Below are 20,449 nucleotides of genomic sequence, written 5' to 3'. Positions count from 1 at the left end.
AGACCGGAATGAAGTGGGATGAATTCGCTGGCTGGGGCCACAAGGTTGCAGACTGGGCGCAGGAGTATCACCAAACCATCGCGGATCGCCCAGTGCGGGCGCAGACCGAGCCCGGAGACATACTGAACGCGCTGCCCGCTTCGCCGCCGGAGGGGCCGGAATCGATGGAGGACATATTCCGGGATTTCGAACAGATCGTGATGCCGGGGATGACCCATTGGCAGCATCCTCGTTTTTTCGCCTATTTCCCAACCAACGCGACCCCTCCTTCGGTTCTGGCCGAGTATCTTGTCGCCACGCTGACGGCCCAGTGCATGTTGTGGCAAACCTCGCCAGCAGCCACCGAGATGGAGACCCGCGTGCTGGACTGGCTGCGGCAGGCGACGGGACTGCCCGAAGATTTTTCCGGCGTCATTCAGGACAGCGCCAGCGGAGCGACGCTGGCCGCGATCCTGACAATGCGCGAGCGTGCCTTGGACTGGCACGGCAACACCCAAGGGCTGGCCGGACAAACCCCGGTTCGAGTTTATGCCTCGAGAGAGGTGCATACATCCATCGACAGGGCAATCTGGATCGCCGGGATCGGAGAAGAAAACCTCATTCGTATCCCGACAAACGGGCCGCAACGCGCCATGGACATCGCCAGCCTGCGCAAGGCCATTCAAGCGGACCGCGAAGCCGGATTGAAGCCAGCGGGCATCGTTGCCTGTGTCGGAGGGACAGGGGTCGGCGCCACGGACGACATAGCCGCGGTGGCGCAGGTGGCACAGCAAGAAGGGCTGTATCTGCATGTCGACGCGGCCTGGGCCGGCAACGCTATGATTTGCCCGGAATTCCGCCCGATGTGGGCTGGAACTGAAAGCGCGGATTCAATTGTCTTTAATCCGTACAAGTGGATTGGCGGCCAGTTTGACGGCTCGGTGCATTTTGTCCGCTCTCCCGAGGATCTGACCCGCACACTGGCGATCAGCCCTGAATACCTGCGCACTCACGGCAAGGATGGCATCATCAACTATTCGGAATGGTCGGTTCCGCTTGGCCGCCGGTTCCGGGCCTTGAAACTCTGGTTCCTCATCCGTGCCTATGGTCTCGACGGGCTGCGGAAACGCATTCGCGACCATGTCCGGTGGTCACAACAGCTGCATGACAAGATTGCCACAACACCGGGCTTCGAAATTGTCACGCCGCCGATGTGGTCGCTGTGGTCCTTTCGTTATCTTCGCGAAGGGTTCGATCCTGATGACCTGAACCTGCGGCTGGTCAATGCAATCAATGATGATGGGCGGATCTACCTGACCCAAACCCGTGTCGATGGCGATCTGGTGATCCGCTTTCAGGCCGGGCAGTTTGATACCACCGAGAAGGACGTGATGATGGCCTGGGATGTCATAACCGAAATCGCCAGAGGGTTGGAGTAATGCGGTTTGCCACTTACTCCGCGAACGGAGAAACCAACTATGGTGTCGCGACGGGCGAGGGCATGATTGCGCTCTCGGCGGATTTTCCGCAATGGGCTACCTTGCGGCAGGTGATCGAATCCGGTGGGCTCCATGAACTGTCAATTGCCGCTCAAGGCAGAGCCGTCAGCCACCCGAATGGCAGCTTTGACTTCCTAATCCCGATCCCTGACCCGGAAAAGATCATCTGCGTCGGTGTCAATTTCCCGGACCGCAATGCAGAGTACAAGGATGGGCAGGAAGCGCCACCCAACATGTCCCTGTTCATCCGCTTTCCCCGGTCCTTCTGCGGTGCCGGGCAGCCCATAATCCTCCCGCCGGAATCCGACAAGCTAGACTACGAGGGCGAAATTGCCGTCGTCATTGGCAAAGAGGGGCGCCGGATCTCGCAGGAAAACGCATTTGATCACATCGCCGCACTCACACTTTGCAACGAGGGGACCCTGCGCGACTGGGTGCGGCACGCCAAGTTCAACGTCACACAGGGGAAGAACTGGGATCGCTCAGGGGCCATGGGGCCGTGGCTGGTGCCGTTCACTGCAGCCGCACAGCTTGACGATATCCGCCTGACGACCCGGGTGAACGGAGACCTGCGCCAGGACAACCGAACCAGCCGGATGCTGTTCCCGATCCGCAGGCAGATCGAATATATCTCGACTTTCACCACTCTCGTTCCCGGCGACATCATCGTCACTGGCACTCCGACCGGTGCCGGGGCCCGGTTTGATCCGCCTGTATTCTTGCGCCCCGGGGATGTCATCGAAGTCGAGGCCGAAGGCATTGGCAAGCTGGTGAACACGGTAGAGGATGAGCTCGTGGAGAGTAGAACATGACCCCCGATCAACACCGGGACGCTGCCGAAATGCTGTTTCAGGCCGAACGAACTGGCCGGCAATGTGGGCTCCTGTCTTTGGCTAATCCCGGGATGACGCTAAACGATGCTTATGCGGTTCAGAAGCAACTCGTGGCGCTCAAGCTGGCCGCCGGGCGGCACAAGATCGGCTGGAAAATTGGCCTGACAAGCCGTGCAATGCAAGATGCGCTAAAGATCGAGACACCCGACAGCGGCGTTCTGATGGACGACATGCTGTTTGAGAACGGTGGGACCGTGCCGGCCGGCCGGTTCATCCAACCTCGGGTCGAAGCCGAGATCGCCTTCGTCATGAAATCGCCGCTCGCGGGCGCTAATTGCACCCGCGACGAAGTGCTTGCGGCAACGGAATGCGTGGCCCCGTCTGTGGAGATTCTCGACACCCGCATTCAGCGCGTTGATCCGGAAACCGGCCAGGCCCGGGTGATCACTGATACAATCAGCGATAACGCCGCCAATGCCGGCCTTGTTCTGGGGGATGAGCGCCACCCGAGCGATGCGCAGGATCTGCGTTGGGTGGCTGCCATCGTATCGCGTGACTCTATTGTCGAGGAAACCGGCCTTGGCGCCGGAGTCCTCAACGACCCCGTCACATCGGTTCTGTGGCTGGCACGCCGGATGGCAGAATATGGACAAGTGATTGAAGCTGGCGATATCGTCCTTTCAGGCTCGTTCATCCGGCCTATCGAATGCCCGCCCGGATCACGCATCGAGGCTGATTTCGGTAGCTTCGGTTCGGTCAACGTCAACTTCGCCTGAAAGGTCACTTCATGCCTGCTCCGACAAATTCCTTCAAAAAGGCGCTTGCCGATGGCGAGCGGGTTATTGGCTGCTGGATGAGTTTTGCCGAACCCTATTTGGCCGAGATCATGGGGACCACTGGTTTCGATTGGCTCTTGGTCGACGGCGAACATGCTCCGAATGATATCCGGTCAATCCGGGACCAACTGACAGCCTTGCGTTCCAGCCCCTCTCATCCGGTTGTCCGGGTGCCGGTAGGTGAAACCTGGATCATCAAACAGATCCTTGATGCCGGTGCGCAGACAATTCTTGTCCCCATCGTGGAGAGCGCAGAGCAGGCGCGCGAGCTGGTCCGCGCCTGCACCTATCCTCCGCTCGGAACACGCGGTGTGGGCGCAACGGCGGCCCGTGCTTCCTTGTTCGGGTCGGTTAGCGAATACGTCCCGACTGCAGATGACGAGATCTGCCTGCTGGTGCAGGTGGAAAACCGGGCCGGCATTGAGGCCCTGGACGCTATCCTCGCGGTCGAGGGAGTGGACGGCGTTTTTATCGGGCCCGCGGACCTTTCTGCGGACATGGGTTATGCAGGAAATTCCACTGCGTCCGAAGTTCAGGAAGTAATTGCGGACGCCATCGCGCGCATTCACGCTGCGGGCAAGGCGCCTGGTATTCTCGGCAAGACGGAAGAAACAATTCAAGGCTACCTCGACATGGGCGCCCAGTTTGTTGCCGTCGGTATCGACGTAATGATCCTTGCGCGCAATGCCAGAAATCTGGCCAAGCGCTGGAAGGCGGAATAGCTACCCTCTGGGCATACGTATTTCCGCATAATTGACCGTTTCGCGACGCGCTCGCTACCCTGTCATCATAAGAGAGAGTTGCATTGCGGCCATTCTGAGAGCCCCTTGCACCATCAGGGAGAAACATCGTGAACCGTCTGTTTGCTGCAAGCATGGTATCTGCTCTGGCACTGGCCTCGGCCGCCGCTGCGGATATCAAAATCGCCCATATCTATGGCAAAACCGGCCCATTCGAAGCATATGCCAAGCAATCCCATGACGGGCTGATGCTTGGGTTGGAATACGCCACCGGCGGAACCATGGAGATCAACGGCGAAAAGATCGTCGTGATCGAAAAAGACACCCAGCTGAAACCGGAGAACGGCAAGGCCCTGCTCGAAGAGGCCTATGGCGACGACGAAGTTGACTTGGCGATTGGCCCTGTCAGCTCGGGCGTGGCGCTAGCAATGCTGCCCGTTGCCGAAGAATACGAAAAAGTGCTGATCGTCGAACCTGCGGTTGCAGACTCGATCACCGGCGCAAACTGGAACCGCTACATTTTCCGCACGTCACGCAACTCGTCGCAGGACGCAGTTTCGAACGCCATTGCGCTGGCGGGCGAGAATGTTCATATCGCGACGCTGGCCCAAGACTACGCCTTTGGCCGGGACGGAATCGCCGCCTTCAAGGAAGCCCTCGAAGGTGTTGGCTCAGGTGTCGCTCATGAAGAATATGTGCCCACCGACACCACCGATTTCACTGCTGCAGCCGAGCGTATCTTCAACGCGATGAAGGATCTGGACGGCGAAAAGAAGCTGTTCATCATCTGGGCCGGTGGTGGCAACCCGATGGGTAAGATCAATGCCATGGATCCCGGCCGCTTTGGGATCGAGATTGCAACCGGCGGAAACATTCTGGCTGCCATGAAGGGCTACAAGGACTTTCCCGGCATGGAAGGCGCGACCTACTATTACTACGAGATCCCCCAGAACCCGGTGAATGACTGGCTGGTCAAAACCCATCAGGAACGCTTTGATTCACCCCCGGATTTCTTCACCGCAGGTGGCATGAGCGCTGGCATCGCGGCAGTCGAAGCGATCAAGAAAGCCGGCAACACCGACACCGAAGATCTGATCTCGGCCATGGAAGGCATGGAGTGGGAAACGCCAAAAGGCACCATGAAGTTCCGCGCCGAGGATCATCAGGCGATGCAGTCCATGTATCATTTCAAGATCAAGGTCGAGGATGGCGTGGAATGGGCAATCCCTGAGCTGGTCCGCGAGTTGAGTATCGAAGATCTGCCCATCCCGGTTCGCAACAAGTAAGTAGATCGTCCGAAAAACGGGTCAGGGCAGCGTGGCGCCCTGACCTCGCCCGGGGTTCCGACCCGGGCTATCCCGAAGAGTTCGAAGCTCATGTGCTCGAAAGCGGGCCGTTCGAACGATCAAGAGTCCGAACCATGACAGACCCAATTCTTCAGACGCAGGACCTGACGGTGCGCTTTGGCGGCCATGTTGCTGTCGATGCAGTCACCTGCGCCTTCCAGACAGGTGAACTGACGGCCATTGTTGGCCCGAACGGCGCGGGAAAAACGACCTATTTCAATCTGATTTCGGGCCAGATCCCGGCAAGTTCGGGGTCAGTTCATCTGCGCGGCAAGCCCATCGACAGCATGTCCGTTTCGCAACGCACGCGGGCGGGGATCGGGCGGGCCTTTCAGCTCACCAACCTCTTTCCGAACCTGTCCGTTCTGGAAAACGTCCGATTGGTGGTGCAGGCGCATTCCGGCAAAGGCTTCAACATGTTTTCCATGGCCAGCCAGCATATCGAGCTGACCGAACAGGCTGAACGGGTCCTGACCCGGGTTCGCCTTATCGATCAACGTGAACAAGTGGTTGCGGAACTGAGTCACGGCGATCAGCGCAAGCTCGAGGTTGCTCTGCTGATCGCCCTAGACCCTGCGGTTTACATGTTTGATGAGCCGACTGCCGGAATGAGTGTCGACGAAGCCCCCCTGGTGCTCGACCTGATCGAGGAACTCAAAGACCAGCAGGACCGAACAATTCTTCTGGTCGAGCACAAAATGGATGTAATTCGCACGCTGGCCGACCGTATCATCGTGCTGCACAACGGCCAGCTGGCAGCGGACGGTCCGCCGGCAGAAGTCATGGCGTCCGACGTGGTTCAGGAAGCTTACATGGGCCGGGAGTTGGAAGATGTCTGACCCGATTTTGCACCTAGAGGGCGTCTACACCAACATTGCCCAGTATCATATCCTGCAAGGGGTCGACCTGGAGGTGCCGCGCGGTGAGGTGACGATGCTGCTGGGCCGCAATGGGGTCGGAAAGACAACCACCTTGCGCACGATCATCGGACATTGGCGAGCCCACAAAGGCCGGATCCTATTCGACGGCGAAGACATAACCCGGACCCCGACCCCCGCGATCGCTAGGATGGGCGTCGGTTTTGTTCCCGAAGACATGGGCATCTTTTCCGATCTGACGGTCGAAGAAAACATGATCCTCGCTGCGGTTTCCGGCCCGATCGATCAGTCCCGCCTGGAATGGGTCTTCTCGGTTTTTCCGCCGCTCAAGACATTCTGGAAATCCGAAGCCGGAAATCTGTCTGGCGGACAAAAGCAAATGCTGTCGATCGCCCGGGCGATGATCGAAGAACGAAAGCTCTACCTGATCGACGAACCCACGAAAGGTCTTGCACCCGCCATCATCTCAACCATGGCTCGAGCCCTTCGCGAACTGAAGGAACAGGGCGCATCGGTTTTGCTGGTGGAACAGAACTTTTCTGTCGCAAAAGCACTCGGAGACTCTGCAAACGTAATGGATGACGGTCGGTTGATCTGGTCCGGGGCCATGGCGGATCTGGTATCGGATACCGAGCTGCAGGAACGGCTTATGGGCCTCAGCATGGAGGCGAATTGAATGCACATCCTGACGCGACAGAGAACGCCGATTTCCATACTGCAACTAGGTGGAACCCCAAGATGACAACCGCACCTGAACATGCGCCGACAATGATGCGCGCTTCGCTAGGGGAGCGTCTAGCCCCTTGGATACCCGTTCTGTTGGTCCCGGTTCTGACCTTGCTGGGGTATCTGGCGATACCCAGCACGTCATCGTGGCTGACCCTGACGGTGTCCGGGCTGGCAATGGGCATGATGATTTTCATCATGGCCAGCGGCCTGACCCTCGTTTTCGGATTGATGGATGTAATCAATTTCGGCCACGGTGCCTTTGTCTCGGTGGGGGCGTTTGTCGGTGTTTCAGTCTTGCTCATGCTTGGACAGATGACCGGAGCGCCATCGTTGGCCCTGAACCTGCTGGCGCTTCTGCTGGCGGTATTTGGTGCCATGCTTGCGACCGGGCTCATGGGTTGGGCCTTTGAAAAAGTGATCGTCGAACCCGTCTATGGCCATCATCTGAAGCAAATTCTTGTCACGATGGGCGGCCTGATCGTCGTAGAGCAGTTGATCGTCGTACTCTGGGGACCGGACGAGATTTACATCGCTAAGCCGGAGATGCTGAAAGGCGCGCTAACAATGTTCGGCGCTGCGGTGGAAAAGTATCGTCTGGTCGCCGTGGGAGTCGGACTGGTGATCTTTCTTGCCATGCGATTTGTTCTGCAACGGACCAAGCTGGGCCTGATCGTGCGGGCCGGGGTGCAGAACGGAGAAATGGTGCAAGCACTAGGTTATCGTCTGCGTCTTGTCTTTGTCGGTGTTTTTATAGCTGGCTCGGCTCTTGCCGGTCTAGGTGGAGTGATGTGGGGGCTCTATCAGGAAACGATCACTGCCCATATGGGCAATCAGGCCATGATCCTGATCTTCATCGTGGTGATCATCGGCGGCCTTGGCAGCGTCGAGGGTTGTTTCATCGGGGCCCTTCTGGTCGGCCTCATGCAAAACTACGTTGCCTTTCTTGAACCCAAAGCGGCATTGATTTCCAACATTGGCCTGATGGTCGCCATCCTCATGTGGCGCCCAATGGGCATGATCCCGGTGGTAAAAGCGAAATGATCAAGGCTCTTCTTTCTGGCGACCTGCCCCGCTCGACCGCGCTGGCGCTGATCCTTTCGGTCATTTTCATTTGTTTGGCACTGGCGCCATTTCTGTTTCCGGGCGTCCGTACAGTGGATACCGCCGCGCGTATTTGCATCTTTATTGTACTGGTGGCCAGCTACGACCTGATGCTTGGCTATGGTGGAATTGTCAGTTTCGCCCACACCATGTTTTTTGGCATCGGGGCCTATGGGGTTGCTTTGGCCTCTACTCATATGGGGCGCGGTTTCGATGCAATTGCAGTGGGATCCCTGGCCGGTGCCGGGCTGGCAGCTGCGCTGGCCTTGTTGATCGGCCTGTTTTCATTGCGCGTTCGCGCGATCTTCTTCGCCATGATCACCCTTGCGGTTGCCTCGGCCGTGGCTGTTCTGGTCAGCCAGCTTTCCGGTTTGACAGGGGGTGAGGACGGTCTCACCTTCAAGACCCCCCGGGCCTTGGGACCCGCGTTCAAGTTCGGCGACACCCTGTTCGGAGTGAAGCTGAACGGCAAGTTGCTGGCCTACTACTTCGTCTTTTTCGGCGCGCTGATCCTGTTTCTGCTGTTACTGCGCGTGGTCAACTCGCCGTTCGGGCGCGTTCTGCAAGCGATCCGCGAAAACGACTTCCGCGCCGAAGCCATCGGATATCGGGTCGTACTGTACAGGGTCGCCGCAACCTGCCTGTCGGCATCCGCGGCCGCATTGGCCGGAAGCCTGTATGCAGTCTGGCTGCGATATGTCGGTCCCGATACAACCCTGAGCCTTGAGATCATGATCGACATCCTTCTGATGGTGGTCATCGGAGGTATGGGGACGATGTACGGCGCCGTGATCGGAGCCACACTGTTCGTGCTGGCTCAAAACTATCTGCAAGCTCTGATGGGTACTGCGTCGGGCTTGTTCGAAGGCCTGCCTGTCCTTCCTGAACTTCTCAGCGCAGATCGGTGGTTGCTCTGGTTGGGCGTGCTGTTCATCCTCAGCGTCTATTTTTTCCCCACCGGGGTCGTGGGCAGAATGCGAAAGGCACGGGGCTGAGCAAACAAAACGCTGCGGTGGATCAGGCCCCCAGACATTGATGTCCGTCGCCTCATTCCGGCATCGCAAGCCATCTTCCCGATTGTGGCTACCGGTCCAGTGGTCAAACTGCGCCGCCGCGACAGAGTCGACCGAGCAACCCCTTTCAAATGGCCGGGAATCCTTGTAAGGGAACCGCCGCCGGTCATGAGACCGGGCAGATCTGGAGAAACAAGAAAATGGGCTACCGTATCGTCGTCGTAGGCGCCACTGGCAACGTGGGCCGCGAAATGCTGAACATTCTGGCAGAACGCCAGTTTCCTGTGGATGAGATTGCCGTGCTGGCAAGCCGGAAATCCCTGGGAACCGAGGTCAGCTTTGGCGAAACAACTCTGAAGACCCAGGATCTGGACACATTCGACTTCACCGGATGGGACATGGCGCTGTTCGCCGTCGGCTCGGACGCGACAAAAACCTACGGCCCCAAGGCGGCTGCGGCTGGTTGCACCGTGATCGACAACAGCTCGCTGTATCGCTACGACCCGGACATTCCGTTGATCGTGCCAGAAGTGAATCCGCAGGCTGTGCACGGCTACACCAAGAAGAACATCATCGCCAATCCCAACTGTTCCACGGCGCAGATGGTGGTCGCGCTGAAACCGCTGCACGACCGGGCCAAGATCAAGCGGGTCGTCGTGTCGACCTACCAGTCCGTTTCCGGCGCCGGCAAGGAAGGGATCGATGAGCTCTGGGATCAGACCAAGTCGATCTACAACCCGACCGACGACAAACCGGCGAAGAAATTCACCAAACAAATCGCGTTCAATGTCATTCCCCATATCGACGTCTTCATGGAAGACGGATCGACCAAGGAAGAATGGAAGATGGTTGCCGAAACCAAAAAGATCGTCGATCCGTCGATCAAGGTAACGGCCACTTGTGTCCGCGTGCCCGTGTTTGTTGGCCACTCCGAAGCCGTGAACATCGAGTTCGAGGATTTTCTCGATGAGGACGAAGCGCGCGATATTCTGCGCGAGTCGCCCGGTGTCATGGTGATCGACAAGCGTGAAGACGGTGGTTACGTCAGCCCGGTGGAATGCGTTGGCGACTACGCCACCTTCATCAGCCGTATCCGTCAGGATTCCACCATCGAAAACGGTCTGAACCTTTGGTGCGTTTCTGACAACCTGCGTAAAGGTGCCGCGCTCAATGCGGTTCAGATCGCGGAATTGCTCGGCAGAGAGGTCCTGAAAAAGGGCTGATCCCTCGTCAGACAATCTTGAAGCCGTCCTGCCTTCGGCTGGGCGGCTTTTTTGTGTTCCAATTCGGCCCCCTCAAGATTCCTCAAACCCGGCCCAATTTGAACCGCAATTTAGCCCTATCGGTATAACGTCGCATCTCTGAGGTGACCTTTCGGCGCCCGCTTTTTGTCAAAAAGACGCAAAAAGCGGTGACGCCAAACCCATGAAGAGCGACTCATCCGAGGGTTTAGACAACTTTCTGTCGAATTTCCTTGTTTCCGAAGCCTGCAAAATCCGGAAGCCACAAGGAAACTATGCGCCAAAATGGCGACAATCTTTTGATTTTTGTGTGATTTTCCACTTTTTTGCCACAATCTCGGTCGAATCCCGACCGAATCAAGGCGAAGCATGGGCATATCAACGAACAACCCTCCAAACCTAAGGAGACAGGAAATGACAACCACTTCGCCTCGCATCACTACCTCAAGGGTTGTGACGGAATTGCGAATCACGGTCGCAGGACTTCCTGTTTCCCTCTTTTCAAAGTGCTCGGATCAACCGGGCCGCATCGACCCGCCGCGCATCAGTCAGGCCGACGCGTGGGTCATCAATCCTGTATCAGTTGCCAACACAAACAAGGCGGTTGCGCCTCCAGAAACTGGGGTAAGAAAATGAACAACATCATTGCATTCAAAAATCAAAATGCCACCCGCAACGTGGTCGCAAAGACCGACCAGGCGGACAACGTGATTTCCCTGGACGACTGGCGCTCGGGATCGCACCCAGTACGCACCTGCAACGGTGTGTTCTTCGTATCAAATGTATGGGGCACATCCGGCGACGCCGCCTGATCCCCTTTTCCAAGAAAATCACGTACTCAGGAGAACTCAATATGACCACTTCGCTGCTCAAAACCGCCCGCGCCAACCGTATCGCCGCTCTGGATTATCTGGATGCAAAACGACAGGCCAAGGAAAGCGTGGGAGAGGTGTTTGACCTCTCCGCAATCCGGGCAAAGAAAACCGCGGCACCGGTGTTCTCGTCGCGGCGCGTGGTCAGGGATGATGTCGCATTGGCAGCCTGAACGGGACTTTCCCTCGTCCGCTCAGAGCAGAGGGCAGGCTATTCGCCTGCCCTCATTTTTTAAGCAGTGTCAGACCGGGAAGAATGAATTGCCCTTCGGATCGAAGCATTCCAGTCCGCCTTCGCCGATATCGGTCCATAGCCCATGCAGGCTTAGCGACCCCTCTTCAACCGCAGACGCCACAAACGGGAAGGTCATCAGGTTTTCCAGCGAGGCGACAACGGCCAGCTTCTCAAAATGGCGCGCCTGCACCTGCATATCTTCGATATCTGCAACCTCAGGAAACTTGGGTTTGAGAATCTCCATCCAGCGGCCGACAAAACTCTCTTTTGCTTCAAGCTGCGGAGCGGAGCCTTTGCACATATCGATGCAGCCCTGCACACCGCCGCATTGCGAATGGCCCAGCACAATAAGATGCGACACCTTCAAGGCCGTAACAGCGTATTCTACCGCAGCAGAGGTGCCGTGATGGTCACCGTCCGGCAGATAAGGGGGAACCAGGTTGGCGATATTGCGGTGAATGAAGAATTCACCCTGATCGGCACCGAAGATAGAGGTCACATGCACTCGGCTGTCGCAGCACGAAATAACCATGGCGCGCGGGCGCTGCCCTTCGTTGGCAAGGCGTCGATACCAACCCTGGTTTTCGTCGTACGTGGTCGCTTTCCAACCGTGGTACCGTTTCACAAGATACGTGGGAAGAGGGCGAGCAGAGTCCATGATGCCATCCGTTTCGTTTCGAGTCCTCCTGACATAGTGCGAAATGAAACAAAATTCGAGAAATTTCAGAGCCTCGCGTGCAACCTTTTGCAAACTTAAGGAGGCCAATGTCATCGAGCCGTGGGGGCAGATCAAAGGGGTGAATGTGGTGGAACAGCTGATCGCGCTAAAACAGGCGGAAACCGTGCGTCTGGATTCCGAGAAACTGGCAAATCTTTATCGTCAACTGGGCGAGGCCGAAGCCGAAAATGTGGTTTGTCGGGCGGTCGAGGAGCTTGCCGTGCGCCTCACCCATTGTGAGCGCCTATGGCGTCAGGCCAAGTTGAGGGATCTGCGCAAGAGCGCCAGATCCCTGATTGCGATTTCTGATCAGATCGGGTTGGTCGCAATGGCCCGGGTAGCAGGGGATGTAACCGAATGTGTCGACAATGAAGACAGCGCTGCCATTGCCGCGACCCTGTTCCGCCTGATCCGAATAGGCGAGGGATCTTTGACTGCGGTTTGGGATCAGCGAGACCTTTCACTCTAGGGGACTGCCAAGCAGGACGAGGGACGGCGCAGCGGTTCTGCTCCACCCGGGCTTGCGAGCGGCGGCGAGGCCGTTACTGTGGCGGCATCACGAACGACCCGAGGCCCAAATGTCCCCGAGCTTTTCCAATGCCCCCGACCCGATCGCCCTGCATGTTCTGGCAAAACCCGACATGGACAGATGGTTGCAGGAGCAACCTGAACCTATTCGGTCTTGGGTGGCGACAAACGGGTTCACCGGCGCACTCGGAGAGGCTTTGTTGGTTCCCGCGTCAGATGGAACCACGCTCATGGCGCTTGCAGGGTTTGGCACGAAAGCAAAGCGTGATCGTGTAAGGTTTGCTCTGGCCGCAGCTGCCGAACGTCTTCCTGAGGGAGACTACCGGCTTGCCGGGTTTCCAGAAGATATGAACCTGCTCAAAGAATGCCTGGGCTGGCTGATGACCGCCTACCGGTTCGACCGTTACAAAAAGGGCGGTTCGAAATCAGCTCGGCTGGTGGCACCCGACGGGGTGGATGCCGATCGGGTCGTGGCGATGGCCGCCGCAGAGCAGCTTACACGCGACCTCATCAATACGCCCGCTTCTGATATGGGGCCGGACGCTCTTGAAGAGGCCACCCGGAGCCTCGCCGCCGAATTTGGTGCAACCATCGAAACGATAACCGGCGACACACTGCTGGACCACAACCTGCCCATGATTCATGCCGTCGGTCGGGCTGCGGACCGCCTGCCGCGGCTTGTCGATCTGCGCTGGGGTCAATCCGGCCCAACGCTGACCTTGGTCGGCAAGGGCGTGTGTTTCGATACTGGCGGTCTTGATCTGAAACCCGCGAATGCGATGGCCTTGATGAAAAAGGATATGGGCGGCGCTGCCAATGTTCTGGGGTTGGCGCGAATGATCATGACCTTGAAACTGCCGCTTCAGCTCAGGGTTCTGATACCTGCGGTGGAAAACTCCGTGTCAGGAAACGCATTTCGCCCCGGCGATATTCTGACATCGCGCAAGGGACTGACGGTCGAGGTCAACAACACGGATGCCGAAGGGCGGCTTGTGCTTGCCGATGCGTTGTCCCTCGCCGCCGAAGAAACGCCCGACTTGATGATTTCGATGGCAACCCTTACCGGCGCGGCGCGTGTTGCAGTCGGCCCGGATCTGGCCCCGTTTTTTACCGATGACGAAGCTGTGGCCAACGCGTTAATTGCCGCCGCACCAAAAGCTGCGGATCCCGTCTGGCGCCTGCCCTTCCATGAACCCTATGAGGTGAAAATCGAGCCGGATCTTGCGGATCTCGACAACGCACCAGCCGGCGGGTTCGCCGGCGCGATAACAGCAGCGCTGTTCCTGCGCCGCTTTGCCGGCGAAGGTCGGTACGTGCATTTCGACATCTACGGCTGGCAGCCCGTCAAGGCGCCGGGCCGATCCAAAGGTGGTTTGGGTCAGGGACCGCGCGCCCTGTTGATCGCCCTACCGGACCTCTTGGGCCTGTGAGCGACCCACGCCTGACCCCAAGCAATGCCCGTGTCACTGCGGCGCATTTGCCGGCACCCTCCGAAGGCCAGAATCGGGTTACCGGTTCACCGATGCAGGTAAGCTGTCCGGTGGTTGACCTGTGCCGCTCTCCGGGTGGAGCGCGTGATCGCCAACTGCTATGGGGAGACCGTGTGACGGTGTACGAAACCCGTGAAGGCTGGTGTTTTGTTCAGGCTGAGAAAGACGGGTACGTTGGTTACATTCCGGCCGAAACCGTGTCGCCGGCACACGAGGCAACCCATCTGGTCTCTGCGCGGGCCACACATGTCTATTCGGCGCCAGACATGAAATCACCTGACCGGTTGAATCTCAGTTTCGGCAGCCGGATAGCCGTCGGCGCGGTTTCGGGTGGCTTCGCCGAGATCGAAGAAGGGTTCTTGCCCGTTCAGCACTTGTCCCCGATCGGGGTTGCCCTGGCTGACCCGGTTGAGGTGGCCGCCCGGTTTCTGGGTACGCCCTATCTTTGGGGTGGAAACAGCCATCTGGGGGTCGACTGTTCCGGTTTGGTGCAGGCAGCGGTGCTAGCCTGCGGCATGGATTGCCCCGGCGACAGCGACATGCAGGCCGAAAGTCTGGGTGTGCTGTTGCCAGCCGGGTCCGAAATTCAACGCGGAGACTTGCTGTTCTGGAAAGGGCATGTTGGGCTTGTCGCCGGGCCCGATACCCTGCTGCACGCAAATGCTTTTCACATGGCCACTGCGTATGAGCCGCTGGAAGAGGCTATTTCCCGCATCAAAACGCAAGGGGACGGGCCGGTGACTGCACATCGGCGCCTGTCGGTCACGGGTTAATCCGGGTCGACTGACCGGATCAACTTTCGCTCCAGCACCCGCAGAACGGTTTTGAGATCGTGACCGCGCTTCAGAATTCTGCCGTCCATGCCAATCACCGAGTACATTCCCTGCCTGCCACGCAGTTGGGGATGCTTCTCGATCCGGTAGATCGGGTGTTCTGCCGTTTTGCGAAATACTGAAAACACCGCCATGTCGCGCAAGGTGGAGATACCGTAATCCCGCCATTCCCCAGCCGCCACCATCCGGCCATAGACAGCGAGAATAACAGATAGTTCCTTGCGGTCGAACGAGACCTGCGTTGTGGCCGAACCCTTCGAAAAGGGACTTGGAGGCTGCATGTTCATGGCTCAAGCCTCGCTAGAAATCGTTACCAAATCAAGCCCCACCCGGAATTTGGTTCGGCGCTTATGCAAAACTGCCCTGGCAGAACCAACCTGGCGACATGGTGCCGCCGTGGCCAAGATAGAGCCAGAGCCGGTCCCCCTGCTTCGTGACAACAACCCAGTAATCACGCACGCCACTGCGCCAGTTGGGGTCGTCAAGCCACCATTCCGGAGCGATCCTCTCGGGGCCCGAGGCCTCGGCCAGATGCCAATCTCGCCCTCGCCAGCGGAACCTGTTGGGAACCGAAGCCGTATCCGGGGCCATCACCGGTTCGGGTGACCAGAGCAGCAACGGGCGGGGCCGGACCGCAGCGGGCCAGTCACTTGCCGGCTCCGACCAGGCAGCGGCCAGAACCTGTGCGGTTTTTTCGGGAATATGGGACGGGACGGGGTGTCGCCGAGTGATTGCTTCCATCCCCACCCGGGCACCCAGCTTACCGATCAGATCGTCGACGGCAGTATTCCCGGCCAGTCTTTCCCGCACCGCTCGATTGGCTTCGGCATGGCCAGACAAGGTACGTGCATGAACCGGTTCGGTTTGGATGGCCTGAAGCCGTAGCATGTCGATGCCGAAACCCGCATCTATGCCGTCGATCTTCATCTCGAGCAGCGGGCGAATACGATGGCGATCATGGCTTGGGCGGGCCAACCCAACCTCTACCACCTCTGCGGCCTGATCAGTGCGATGCGCTTCGAGTCGCAGGGTGCGGACACCACGACCGCGCGCCTCCAACCGGGCGCAGAGTGTCGGAAGAAGACGATCGATTCCGGCCATCAGGTCTTCTTTCAAACCGATTGGATCCGGCAGGGTCATCCGGACCGCGAAATGATCCGGAGCCCGGGCGGGGGAAACCGGCTCGGGCGCACTGCCCATGGCCTGGTCAAGTCGGTGCACCAAACCGCGTCCAAATCGACGGGCCAGCGAAGCGCGGGGCTGCCCCAACAGGTCCTCCACCCGCCGCAGACCAAGGCGGTTCAGCTGGGTCACCACAGAAGCGTCCACCCGCAAAGCGGCAATCGGAAGCGGGCTGAGCGCCCTGTAGCTCTGCCCCGGTGGCGCGATCCGCGCCCCGCCGCCAGGCGTTACAGCCGGCGGGGCCGTACCGCCCCGGGTCCAGTGCCGCCGCTTTCCGGCGCGGGCGCGTGTCGCACGGGCCTCTTGGGAAATCGCATCGCCTGACCGGTCGGACCCTGCCTGCTGCCCGGCGAACCGCGCCAACGCCCAGGCCGCGCCCAGTGTATCGGCAATCCCCAATCGCACCGTCAGCCCCATATCCCCACAATCTGTCTCGATCACCGACAGCAGCGCCTCTTCTCCGCCAAACAAATGCGCACATCCACTGAGATCGATCACCAACCCATCTGCAGCTTCCTCGGCCACCCAAGGTGAGAATTTCCCCGCCCAGCGCCGCAACGCAGTCAGGAAAGCGGCCTCGGCCGGTGCATTCTGCGGCCGTGTCAGAAGATGCCCACACATGGCATGAGCATCACGCACCGGCTGCCCCACCTGCACCCCGGCCTCCTCACCAGCCTGATTGATCGACGCGACCACCTGCATGTTGCCCTGATCGGCCACCACCGCCAGAGGTCCGTCGGCAAGACCACGTGCCATACGCATCAGCCGCTCTGCCCCAAGGCGGGGGAACCACAACGAGAGAATACGGCGTTTGGACATGGACGGAACCGAAGATGGGATCGATCGAAACTATATGTTCATATTTTGTTCTATATGATGCCTGCACCTGATCTGTCGAGTCATCAAGGGCCGTCATGCCAGCATTGCTACGGAACATACTGCTGCTGGCCATGTGCCTGACAACGCTGTCAATCCTGCCTCTGCCGACGCTACCGCTCCGGGCCGAAGACATGATTTCCGTGAGCGACCCTCACGTTCAGGCACGGGTGGAAGGGATGCGGGATGCCAGCAAGGCATTGAACAGACTCAACCAGATGATCGCGGGCCGCCACCGGTTCGACCCACGCAGCGCCAGACAGGATCGCAAAATCCTGATCGCCGCAATGGGCAACATTCCGCGGCGGTTTCAACGATATAAATACGATACGGCCACCCGCGCCAAACCGCGGATCTGGTCGAATTGGAATGACTTTCGCGCCCGTGCCCGCGCAGCCCGGGCGTCCGCCCGATCACTCAACGCCAACAGCCTGAACCGCCTCCGCCAGACGGCACCCGCGGTTGTCAGAACCTGCCTGGATTGCCACCAACGATATCGCCGGCCACCGTAACCGGTTCAGCCGCACCAGACCCGCACGACGACCCCGCCCGCATCCACGGAAACATTGGTGCGATCAGGACGAAAATCCTGAGTGACAACCGAGTTCGGCCCCAGAACACGCGTTCCCGAAGGGAGCTGTGACTGAATTTCGGACACCGGTTTTCCTACCACCCCCGCCCAACCGTCGGCATTACAGGATGCGGTTTTATCCGCACCATCACCGCAAGCCGCCAGAAGTGGGGCAATCAGCAGAAGTCGTTTCATTGGCGCTCCTATCTTCGTTCATGTCGGATACCGCAATTCAGGCTCTCTAAGAAACGTGTCACGAATGAGGCATTGAAAACACCCGCCACCTACCGCAGGGTAACGAAAAACAAGGAGGTCTGAAACATGCGCACCCGTGCCGCCGTCGCCCTGGAAGCGGGCAAACCCCTGGAGATAATGGAGGTGAACCTCGACGGCCCGAAGGCTGGCGAAGTTCTGGTCGAAATCAAAGCAACCGGCCTGTGCCATACCGACGAGTTCACCCGGTCTGGCGCGGATCCCGAAGGTCAGTTTCCCGCAATTCTTGGGCACGAAGGCGCCGGTGTGGTGCTGGAGGTCGGCCCCGGCGTAACCAGCCTGAAGCCGGGAGACCATGTCATTCCCCTCTACACCCCGGAATGTCGGGAATGCGAATACTGCCTCAATCCCAAAACCAACCTGTGTCAAGCCATCCGGGAAACGCAAGGTCAGGGCCTGATGCCGGACGGCACTTCGCGCTTTTCGATGCTCGATGGCACACCGATTCTGCACTACATGGGGTGTTCGACCTTTGCCAATCACACGGTTCTGCCCGAAATCGCGCTCGCCAAGGTCCGAAAGGATGCTCCTTTCGACAAGATTTGCTACATCGGCTGCGGCGTGACCACCGGCATCGGAGCTGTGATCAATACCGCCAAAGTCGAAATCGGCAGCCGGGCTATCGTGTTCGGGCTGGGCGGCATTGGCCTGAACGTGATACAGGGTCTACGCCTTGCAGGTGCCGATCAGATCGTGGGCGTAGACCTCAACCCCGCCAAGGTCGAAATGGCTGAAAAGTTCGGTATGACCGACTTCGTCAACCCGGCCGACGTCGACGGCGATATGGTGGCACACCTTGTAGGTCTGACCAACGGCGGCGCAGACTACACCTTTGACGCCACCGGCAATGTCAGCGTGATGCGCACGGCACTGGAAGCGGCACACAAAGGTTGGGGCGAGAGCATCATCATCGGTGTCGCGCCAGCCGGGGCTGAGATCTCGACCCGTCCTTTCCAGCTTGTCACCGGGCGCAGCTGGCGCGGCACCGCTTTTGGAGGTGCAAGCGGCCGCACCGATGTACCCAAAATCGTTGACTGGTACATGGACGGCAAGATCGAGATTGATCCGATGATCACGCACACCATGGGGTTAGAAGACATCAACAAGGGCTTCGACCTGATGCACAAGGGCGAAAGCATCCGCAGTGTCGTCCTGTACTGATTGAACAAGATAATCGGGTGAACGGAAACACTCTGTTCACCCCTTTAAATTGAATTTCCTCCTCATACCTAGTTTATCAGATTGATTTGAGGAACTTAATTTGAGCACCAAAGAAGCCGACCGCCTCGCCGTTCTCATAGACGCGGACAACATTTCGTCCAAGCATGCCGAAGTGATTTTCGCGGAGATCGCATCATTAGGCGAAGCCAGTATTCGGAGAATCTATGGCGATTTCTCGCACGGTCCCCCGCAGGGCTGGGACAAGGAAACACTTGCCCGTTGGGCCATTGTTCCGCATCAGCAATTTGCAAACACAACTGGCAAGAACGCCAGCGATATCGCACTGGTCATCGATGCCATGGACATCCTTCATTCAGGCCGGTTTGACGCATTCGTGCTGATATCATCCGACAGCGATTTCACCCGGCTGGCGAGCCGCATCCGGGAACAGGGTCTCGGTGTTTTCGGGATCGGACTACAAAAGACACCGGAGGCCTTCGTCGCAGCGTGCAAACGGTTCATCTATATCGAAAACCTTGAAGCAGAGGTTTCCGCGGATGAAGAGCAGGACGGCAAATCTACCAAAAAGAAAAAGCAGGACCTGCACAAAGCCTATCAGCTGATCCGAAATGTCGTTCTGAACACCAGCGACCCCGAAGGCTGGGCTGGAATGGGCTATGTCGGCAGTGAACTGGGCAGGCGGTACCCCGATTTTGATTCCCGCAGCTATGGCTACAAAAAGCTAAGTGATCTCGTTCGGGCGACCGAACGTTTCGAAGAGTCCGGCAACAACGGAAACTTCAAGATCAGGTATCGGGATGATTTGCAGTTAAAGCCGATCTCACGCCGTAGCGCGCCATGAACATCTCGGTGGTATAGGCTGCCACCTCGTCGATTTCTTCTTTGGTGAACTCGCTTTGCACTCCAAAAACGGCACGACTCCAAAGTCGTGTCTTACACAGCTCAGAAAACTGTTCGGCCGCCATCGGGATATCGTCTATCTGCAGCTCACCACGGGCCACGGCCTTTTCCAGATAATCGCTAATGCGCAACCGCCCTGTTTCCGGTCCGGCCTGATAAAAGGTGCGGGCCAGCTCGGGAAAACGTTCTTTCTCGGCCACACAGATCCGGAACACCTGTTGGGCAAAATCCGATACCAGAAACGCAATCACCTGTGTCGCGGTAAAGTGCAAAACCTCGCGTGCCGGGCGGGTCTCGTCGATCATTTCGACGATCCGATCCGCCATGCAGGTGCATTCCGTCTGGGCCACTTCCATGAACAGCAACCGCTTGTCGGGGAAATAGCTGTAAAGCGTCGCCTTGGAGACACCGGCAGCCCGTGCAATATCATCAACACTGGCACCTTCGAACCCGTCTGCCATGAACACGTCGCGGGCACCGGCCAGAACCTGATCGAACTTTCTTCCGGTGCGCAAGATTGGCGAAGCTGCGGTCATTGCGGATCCTTACATATTCACCCAGCGAGGATATAAACTGGTCAGTTCAGTTTCAAGG

At 58.4% G+C, this 20,449-nt stretch carries 24 protein-coding genes; 19 read left to right on the top strand and 5 right to left on the bottom strand.

Annotation, left to right across the window (positions count from 1 at the left end):
* Positions 1-8 precede the first annotated feature (8 nt).
* From ACP15U_RS07585 to ACP15U_RS07525, 13 genes are all read left to right on the top strand, one after another.
* Positions 9-1,418, top strand: coding sequence for a pyridoxal phosphate-dependent decarboxylase family protein (locus ACP15U_RS07585; RefSeq protein WP_425044546.1), 1,410 nt, complete (start codon positions 9-11; stop codon positions 1,416-1,418).
* The gene (locus ACP15U_RS07580) at positions 1,418-2,290 is read left to right on the top strand and encodes a fumarylacetoacetate hydrolase family protein (protein WP_425044545.1); all 873 of its coding nucleotides are present in this window, start codon (positions 1,418-1,420) and stop codon (positions 2,288-2,290) included. Before ACP15U_RS07585 ends, ACP15U_RS07580 begins: the two co-directional genes overlap by 1 nt.
* Positions 2,287-3,087: a 2-oxo-hept-4-ene-1,7-dioate hydratase gene (hpaH, locus tag ACP15U_RS07575; RefSeq protein ID WP_425044544.1), complete on the top strand. Its 801-nt coding sequence runs from the start codon at positions 2,287-2,289 to the stop codon at positions 3,085-3,087. The genes ACP15U_RS07580 and hpaH overlap by 4 nt, the downstream gene beginning before the upstream one ends.
* An 11-nt stretch (positions 3,088-3,098) precedes the next feature.
* Positions 3,099-3,869 carry an HpcH/HpaI aldolase family protein gene (locus tag ACP15U_RS07570; RefSeq protein ID WP_425044543.1) on the top strand — a complete coding sequence of 257 codons (771 nt, stop codon included), beginning with the start codon at positions 3,099-3,101 and terminating at the stop codon, positions 3,867-3,869.
* Positions 3,870-3,997: 128 nt separating this feature from the next.
* Positions 3,998-5,173 carry a substrate-binding domain-containing protein gene (locus tag ACP15U_RS07565; protein WP_425044542.1) on the top strand — a complete coding sequence of 392 codons (1,176 nt, stop codon included), beginning with the start codon at positions 3,998-4,000 and terminating at the stop codon, positions 5,171-5,173.
* Between the two features lie 134 nt (positions 5,174-5,307).
* A complete protein-coding gene (locus ACP15U_RS07560) occupies positions 5,308-6,072 on the top strand; it encodes an ABC transporter ATP-binding protein (RefSeq protein WP_425044541.1) in 765 nt (254 codons plus the stop codon).
* Positions 6,065-6,787 (top strand): ABC transporter ATP-binding protein, encoded by a 723-nt coding sequence (locus ACP15U_RS07555; protein ID WP_425044540.1) that lies wholly within the window; start codon positions 6,065-6,067, stop codon positions 6,785-6,787. Before ACP15U_RS07560 ends, ACP15U_RS07555 begins: the two co-directional genes overlap by 8 nt.
* 62 nt (positions 6,788-6,849) lie before the next feature.
* On the top strand, positions 6,850-7,881 hold the full coding sequence (locus ACP15U_RS07550; RefSeq protein WP_425044539.1) for a branched-chain amino acid ABC transporter permease: 1,032 nt from the start codon (positions 6,850-6,852) through the stop codon (positions 7,879-7,881).
* Entirely contained in the window at positions 7,878-8,936 is a 1,059-nt protein-coding gene (locus tag ACP15U_RS07545) for a branched-chain amino acid ABC transporter permease (protein WP_425044538.1), read from the top strand. Before ACP15U_RS07550 ends, ACP15U_RS07545 begins: the two co-directional genes overlap by 4 nt.
* A gap of 218 nt (positions 8,937-9,154) precedes the next feature.
* The gene (locus ACP15U_RS07540) at positions 9,155-10,177 is read left to right on the top strand and encodes an aspartate-semialdehyde dehydrogenase (protein ID WP_425044537.1); all 1,023 of its coding nucleotides are present in this window, start codon (positions 9,155-9,157) and stop codon (positions 10,175-10,177) included.
* Between the two features lie 432 nt (positions 10,178-10,609).
* Complete coding sequence (locus ACP15U_RS07535; RefSeq protein WP_425044536.1) at positions 10,610-10,831, top strand: hypothetical protein; 222 nt, start codon at positions 10,610-10,612, stop codon at positions 10,829-10,831.
* Positions 10,828-11,007, top strand: coding sequence for a hypothetical protein (locus tag ACP15U_RS07530; protein WP_425044535.1), 180 nt, complete (start codon positions 10,828-10,830; stop codon positions 11,005-11,007). The genes ACP15U_RS07535 and ACP15U_RS07530 overlap by 4 nt, the downstream gene beginning before the upstream one ends.
* A 41-nt stretch (positions 11,008-11,048) precedes the next feature.
* The gene (locus tag ACP15U_RS07525; RefSeq protein WP_425044534.1) at positions 11,049-11,240 is read left to right on the top strand and encodes a hypothetical protein; all 192 of its coding nucleotides are present in this window, start codon (positions 11,049-11,051) and stop codon (positions 11,238-11,240) included.
* A gap of 69 nt (positions 11,241-11,309) precedes the next feature.
* Here ACP15U_RS07525 and ACP15U_RS07520 read toward each other — a convergent pair whose 3' ends face one another.
* Positions 11,310-11,960 (bottom strand): carbonic anhydrase, encoded by a 651-nt coding sequence (locus ACP15U_RS07520; RefSeq protein ID WP_425044533.1) that lies wholly within the window; start codon positions 11,958-11,960, stop codon positions 11,310-11,312.
* 139 nt (positions 11,961-12,099) lie between these two features.
* Here ACP15U_RS07520 and ACP15U_RS07515 point away from each other — a divergent pair, with 139 nt between their 5' ends.
* From ACP15U_RS07515 to ACP15U_RS07505, 3 genes are all read left to right on the top strand, one after another.
* Entirely contained in the window at positions 12,100-12,489 is a 390-nt protein-coding gene (locus ACP15U_RS07515; protein WP_425044669.1) for a hypothetical protein, read from the top strand.
* Positions 12,490-12,598: 109 nt separating this feature from the next.
* Entirely contained in the window at positions 12,599-13,978 is a 1,380-nt protein-coding gene (locus tag ACP15U_RS07510) for a leucyl aminopeptidase family protein (protein ID WP_425044532.1), read from the top strand.
* Positions 13,975-14,811 (top strand): C40 family peptidase, encoded by an 837-nt coding sequence (locus ACP15U_RS07505; RefSeq protein ID WP_425044531.1) that lies wholly within the window; start codon positions 13,975-13,977, stop codon positions 14,809-14,811. Before ACP15U_RS07510 ends, ACP15U_RS07505 begins: the two co-directional genes overlap by 4 nt.
* On the opposite strand, the gene ACP15U_RS07500 is transcribed toward ACP15U_RS07505, so the two are convergent.
* Together ACP15U_RS07500 and ACP15U_RS07495 are read right to left on the bottom strand one after the other, a co-directional pair.
* A complete protein-coding gene (locus ACP15U_RS07500; protein WP_425044530.1) occupies positions 14,808-15,158 on the bottom strand; it encodes a DUF2794 domain-containing protein in 351 nt (116 codons plus the stop codon). The genes ACP15U_RS07505 and ACP15U_RS07500 overlap by 4 nt on opposite strands.
* A 61-nt stretch (positions 15,159-15,219) precedes the next feature.
* Complete coding sequence (locus ACP15U_RS07495; RefSeq protein WP_425044529.1) at positions 15,220-16,872, bottom strand: Y-family DNA polymerase; 1,653 nt, start codon at positions 16,870-16,872, stop codon at positions 15,220-15,222.
* A 95-nt stretch (positions 16,873-16,967) separates the two neighbouring features.
* Here ACP15U_RS07495 and ACP15U_RS07490 point away from each other — a divergent pair, with 95 nt between their 5' ends.
* Positions 16,968-17,441, top strand: coding sequence for a cytochrome c (locus tag ACP15U_RS07490; RefSeq protein WP_425044528.1), 474 nt, complete (start codon positions 16,968-16,970; stop codon positions 17,439-17,441).
* A gap of 5 nt (positions 17,442-17,446) precedes the next feature.
* On the opposite strand, the gene ACP15U_RS07485 is transcribed toward ACP15U_RS07490, so the two are convergent.
* A complete protein-coding gene (locus ACP15U_RS07485; protein WP_425044527.1) occupies positions 17,447-17,695 on the bottom strand; it encodes an I78 family peptidase inhibitor in 249 nt (82 codons plus the stop codon).
* 126 nt (positions 17,696-17,821) lie between these two features.
* Between ACP15U_RS07485 and ACP15U_RS07480 the strand changes: the two genes are divergently transcribed.
* Positions 17,822-18,934 carry an S-(hydroxymethyl)glutathione dehydrogenase/class III alcohol dehydrogenase gene (locus tag ACP15U_RS07480; RefSeq protein WP_425044526.1) on the top strand — a complete coding sequence of 371 codons (1,113 nt, stop codon included), beginning with the start codon at positions 17,822-17,824 and terminating at the stop codon, positions 18,932-18,934.
* Between the two features lie 100 nt (positions 18,935-19,034).
* A complete protein-coding gene (locus ACP15U_RS07475) occupies positions 19,035-19,796 on the top strand; it encodes an NYN domain-containing protein (protein ID WP_425044525.1) in 762 nt (253 codons plus the stop codon).
* Here ACP15U_RS07475 and ACP15U_RS07470 read toward each other — a convergent pair.
* Complete coding sequence (locus tag ACP15U_RS07470) at positions 19,741-20,391, bottom strand: TetR/AcrR family transcriptional regulator (RefSeq protein ID WP_425044524.1); 651 nt, start codon at positions 20,389-20,391, stop codon at positions 19,741-19,743. The genes ACP15U_RS07475 and ACP15U_RS07470 overlap by 56 nt on opposite strands.
* Positions 20,392-20,449: the final 58 nt, after the last annotated feature.

This window comes from Primorskyibacter sp. S87 (assembly GCF_049801055.1).
In the GTDB taxonomy this organism is placed as follows: Bacteria; Pseudomonadota; Alphaproteobacteria; order Rhodobacterales; family Rhodobacteraceae; genus JBNAGF01.
The sequence above is the reverse complement of the archived record's forward strand: the minus strand, read 5'-3'. Positions and strand labels throughout refer to the sequence as shown.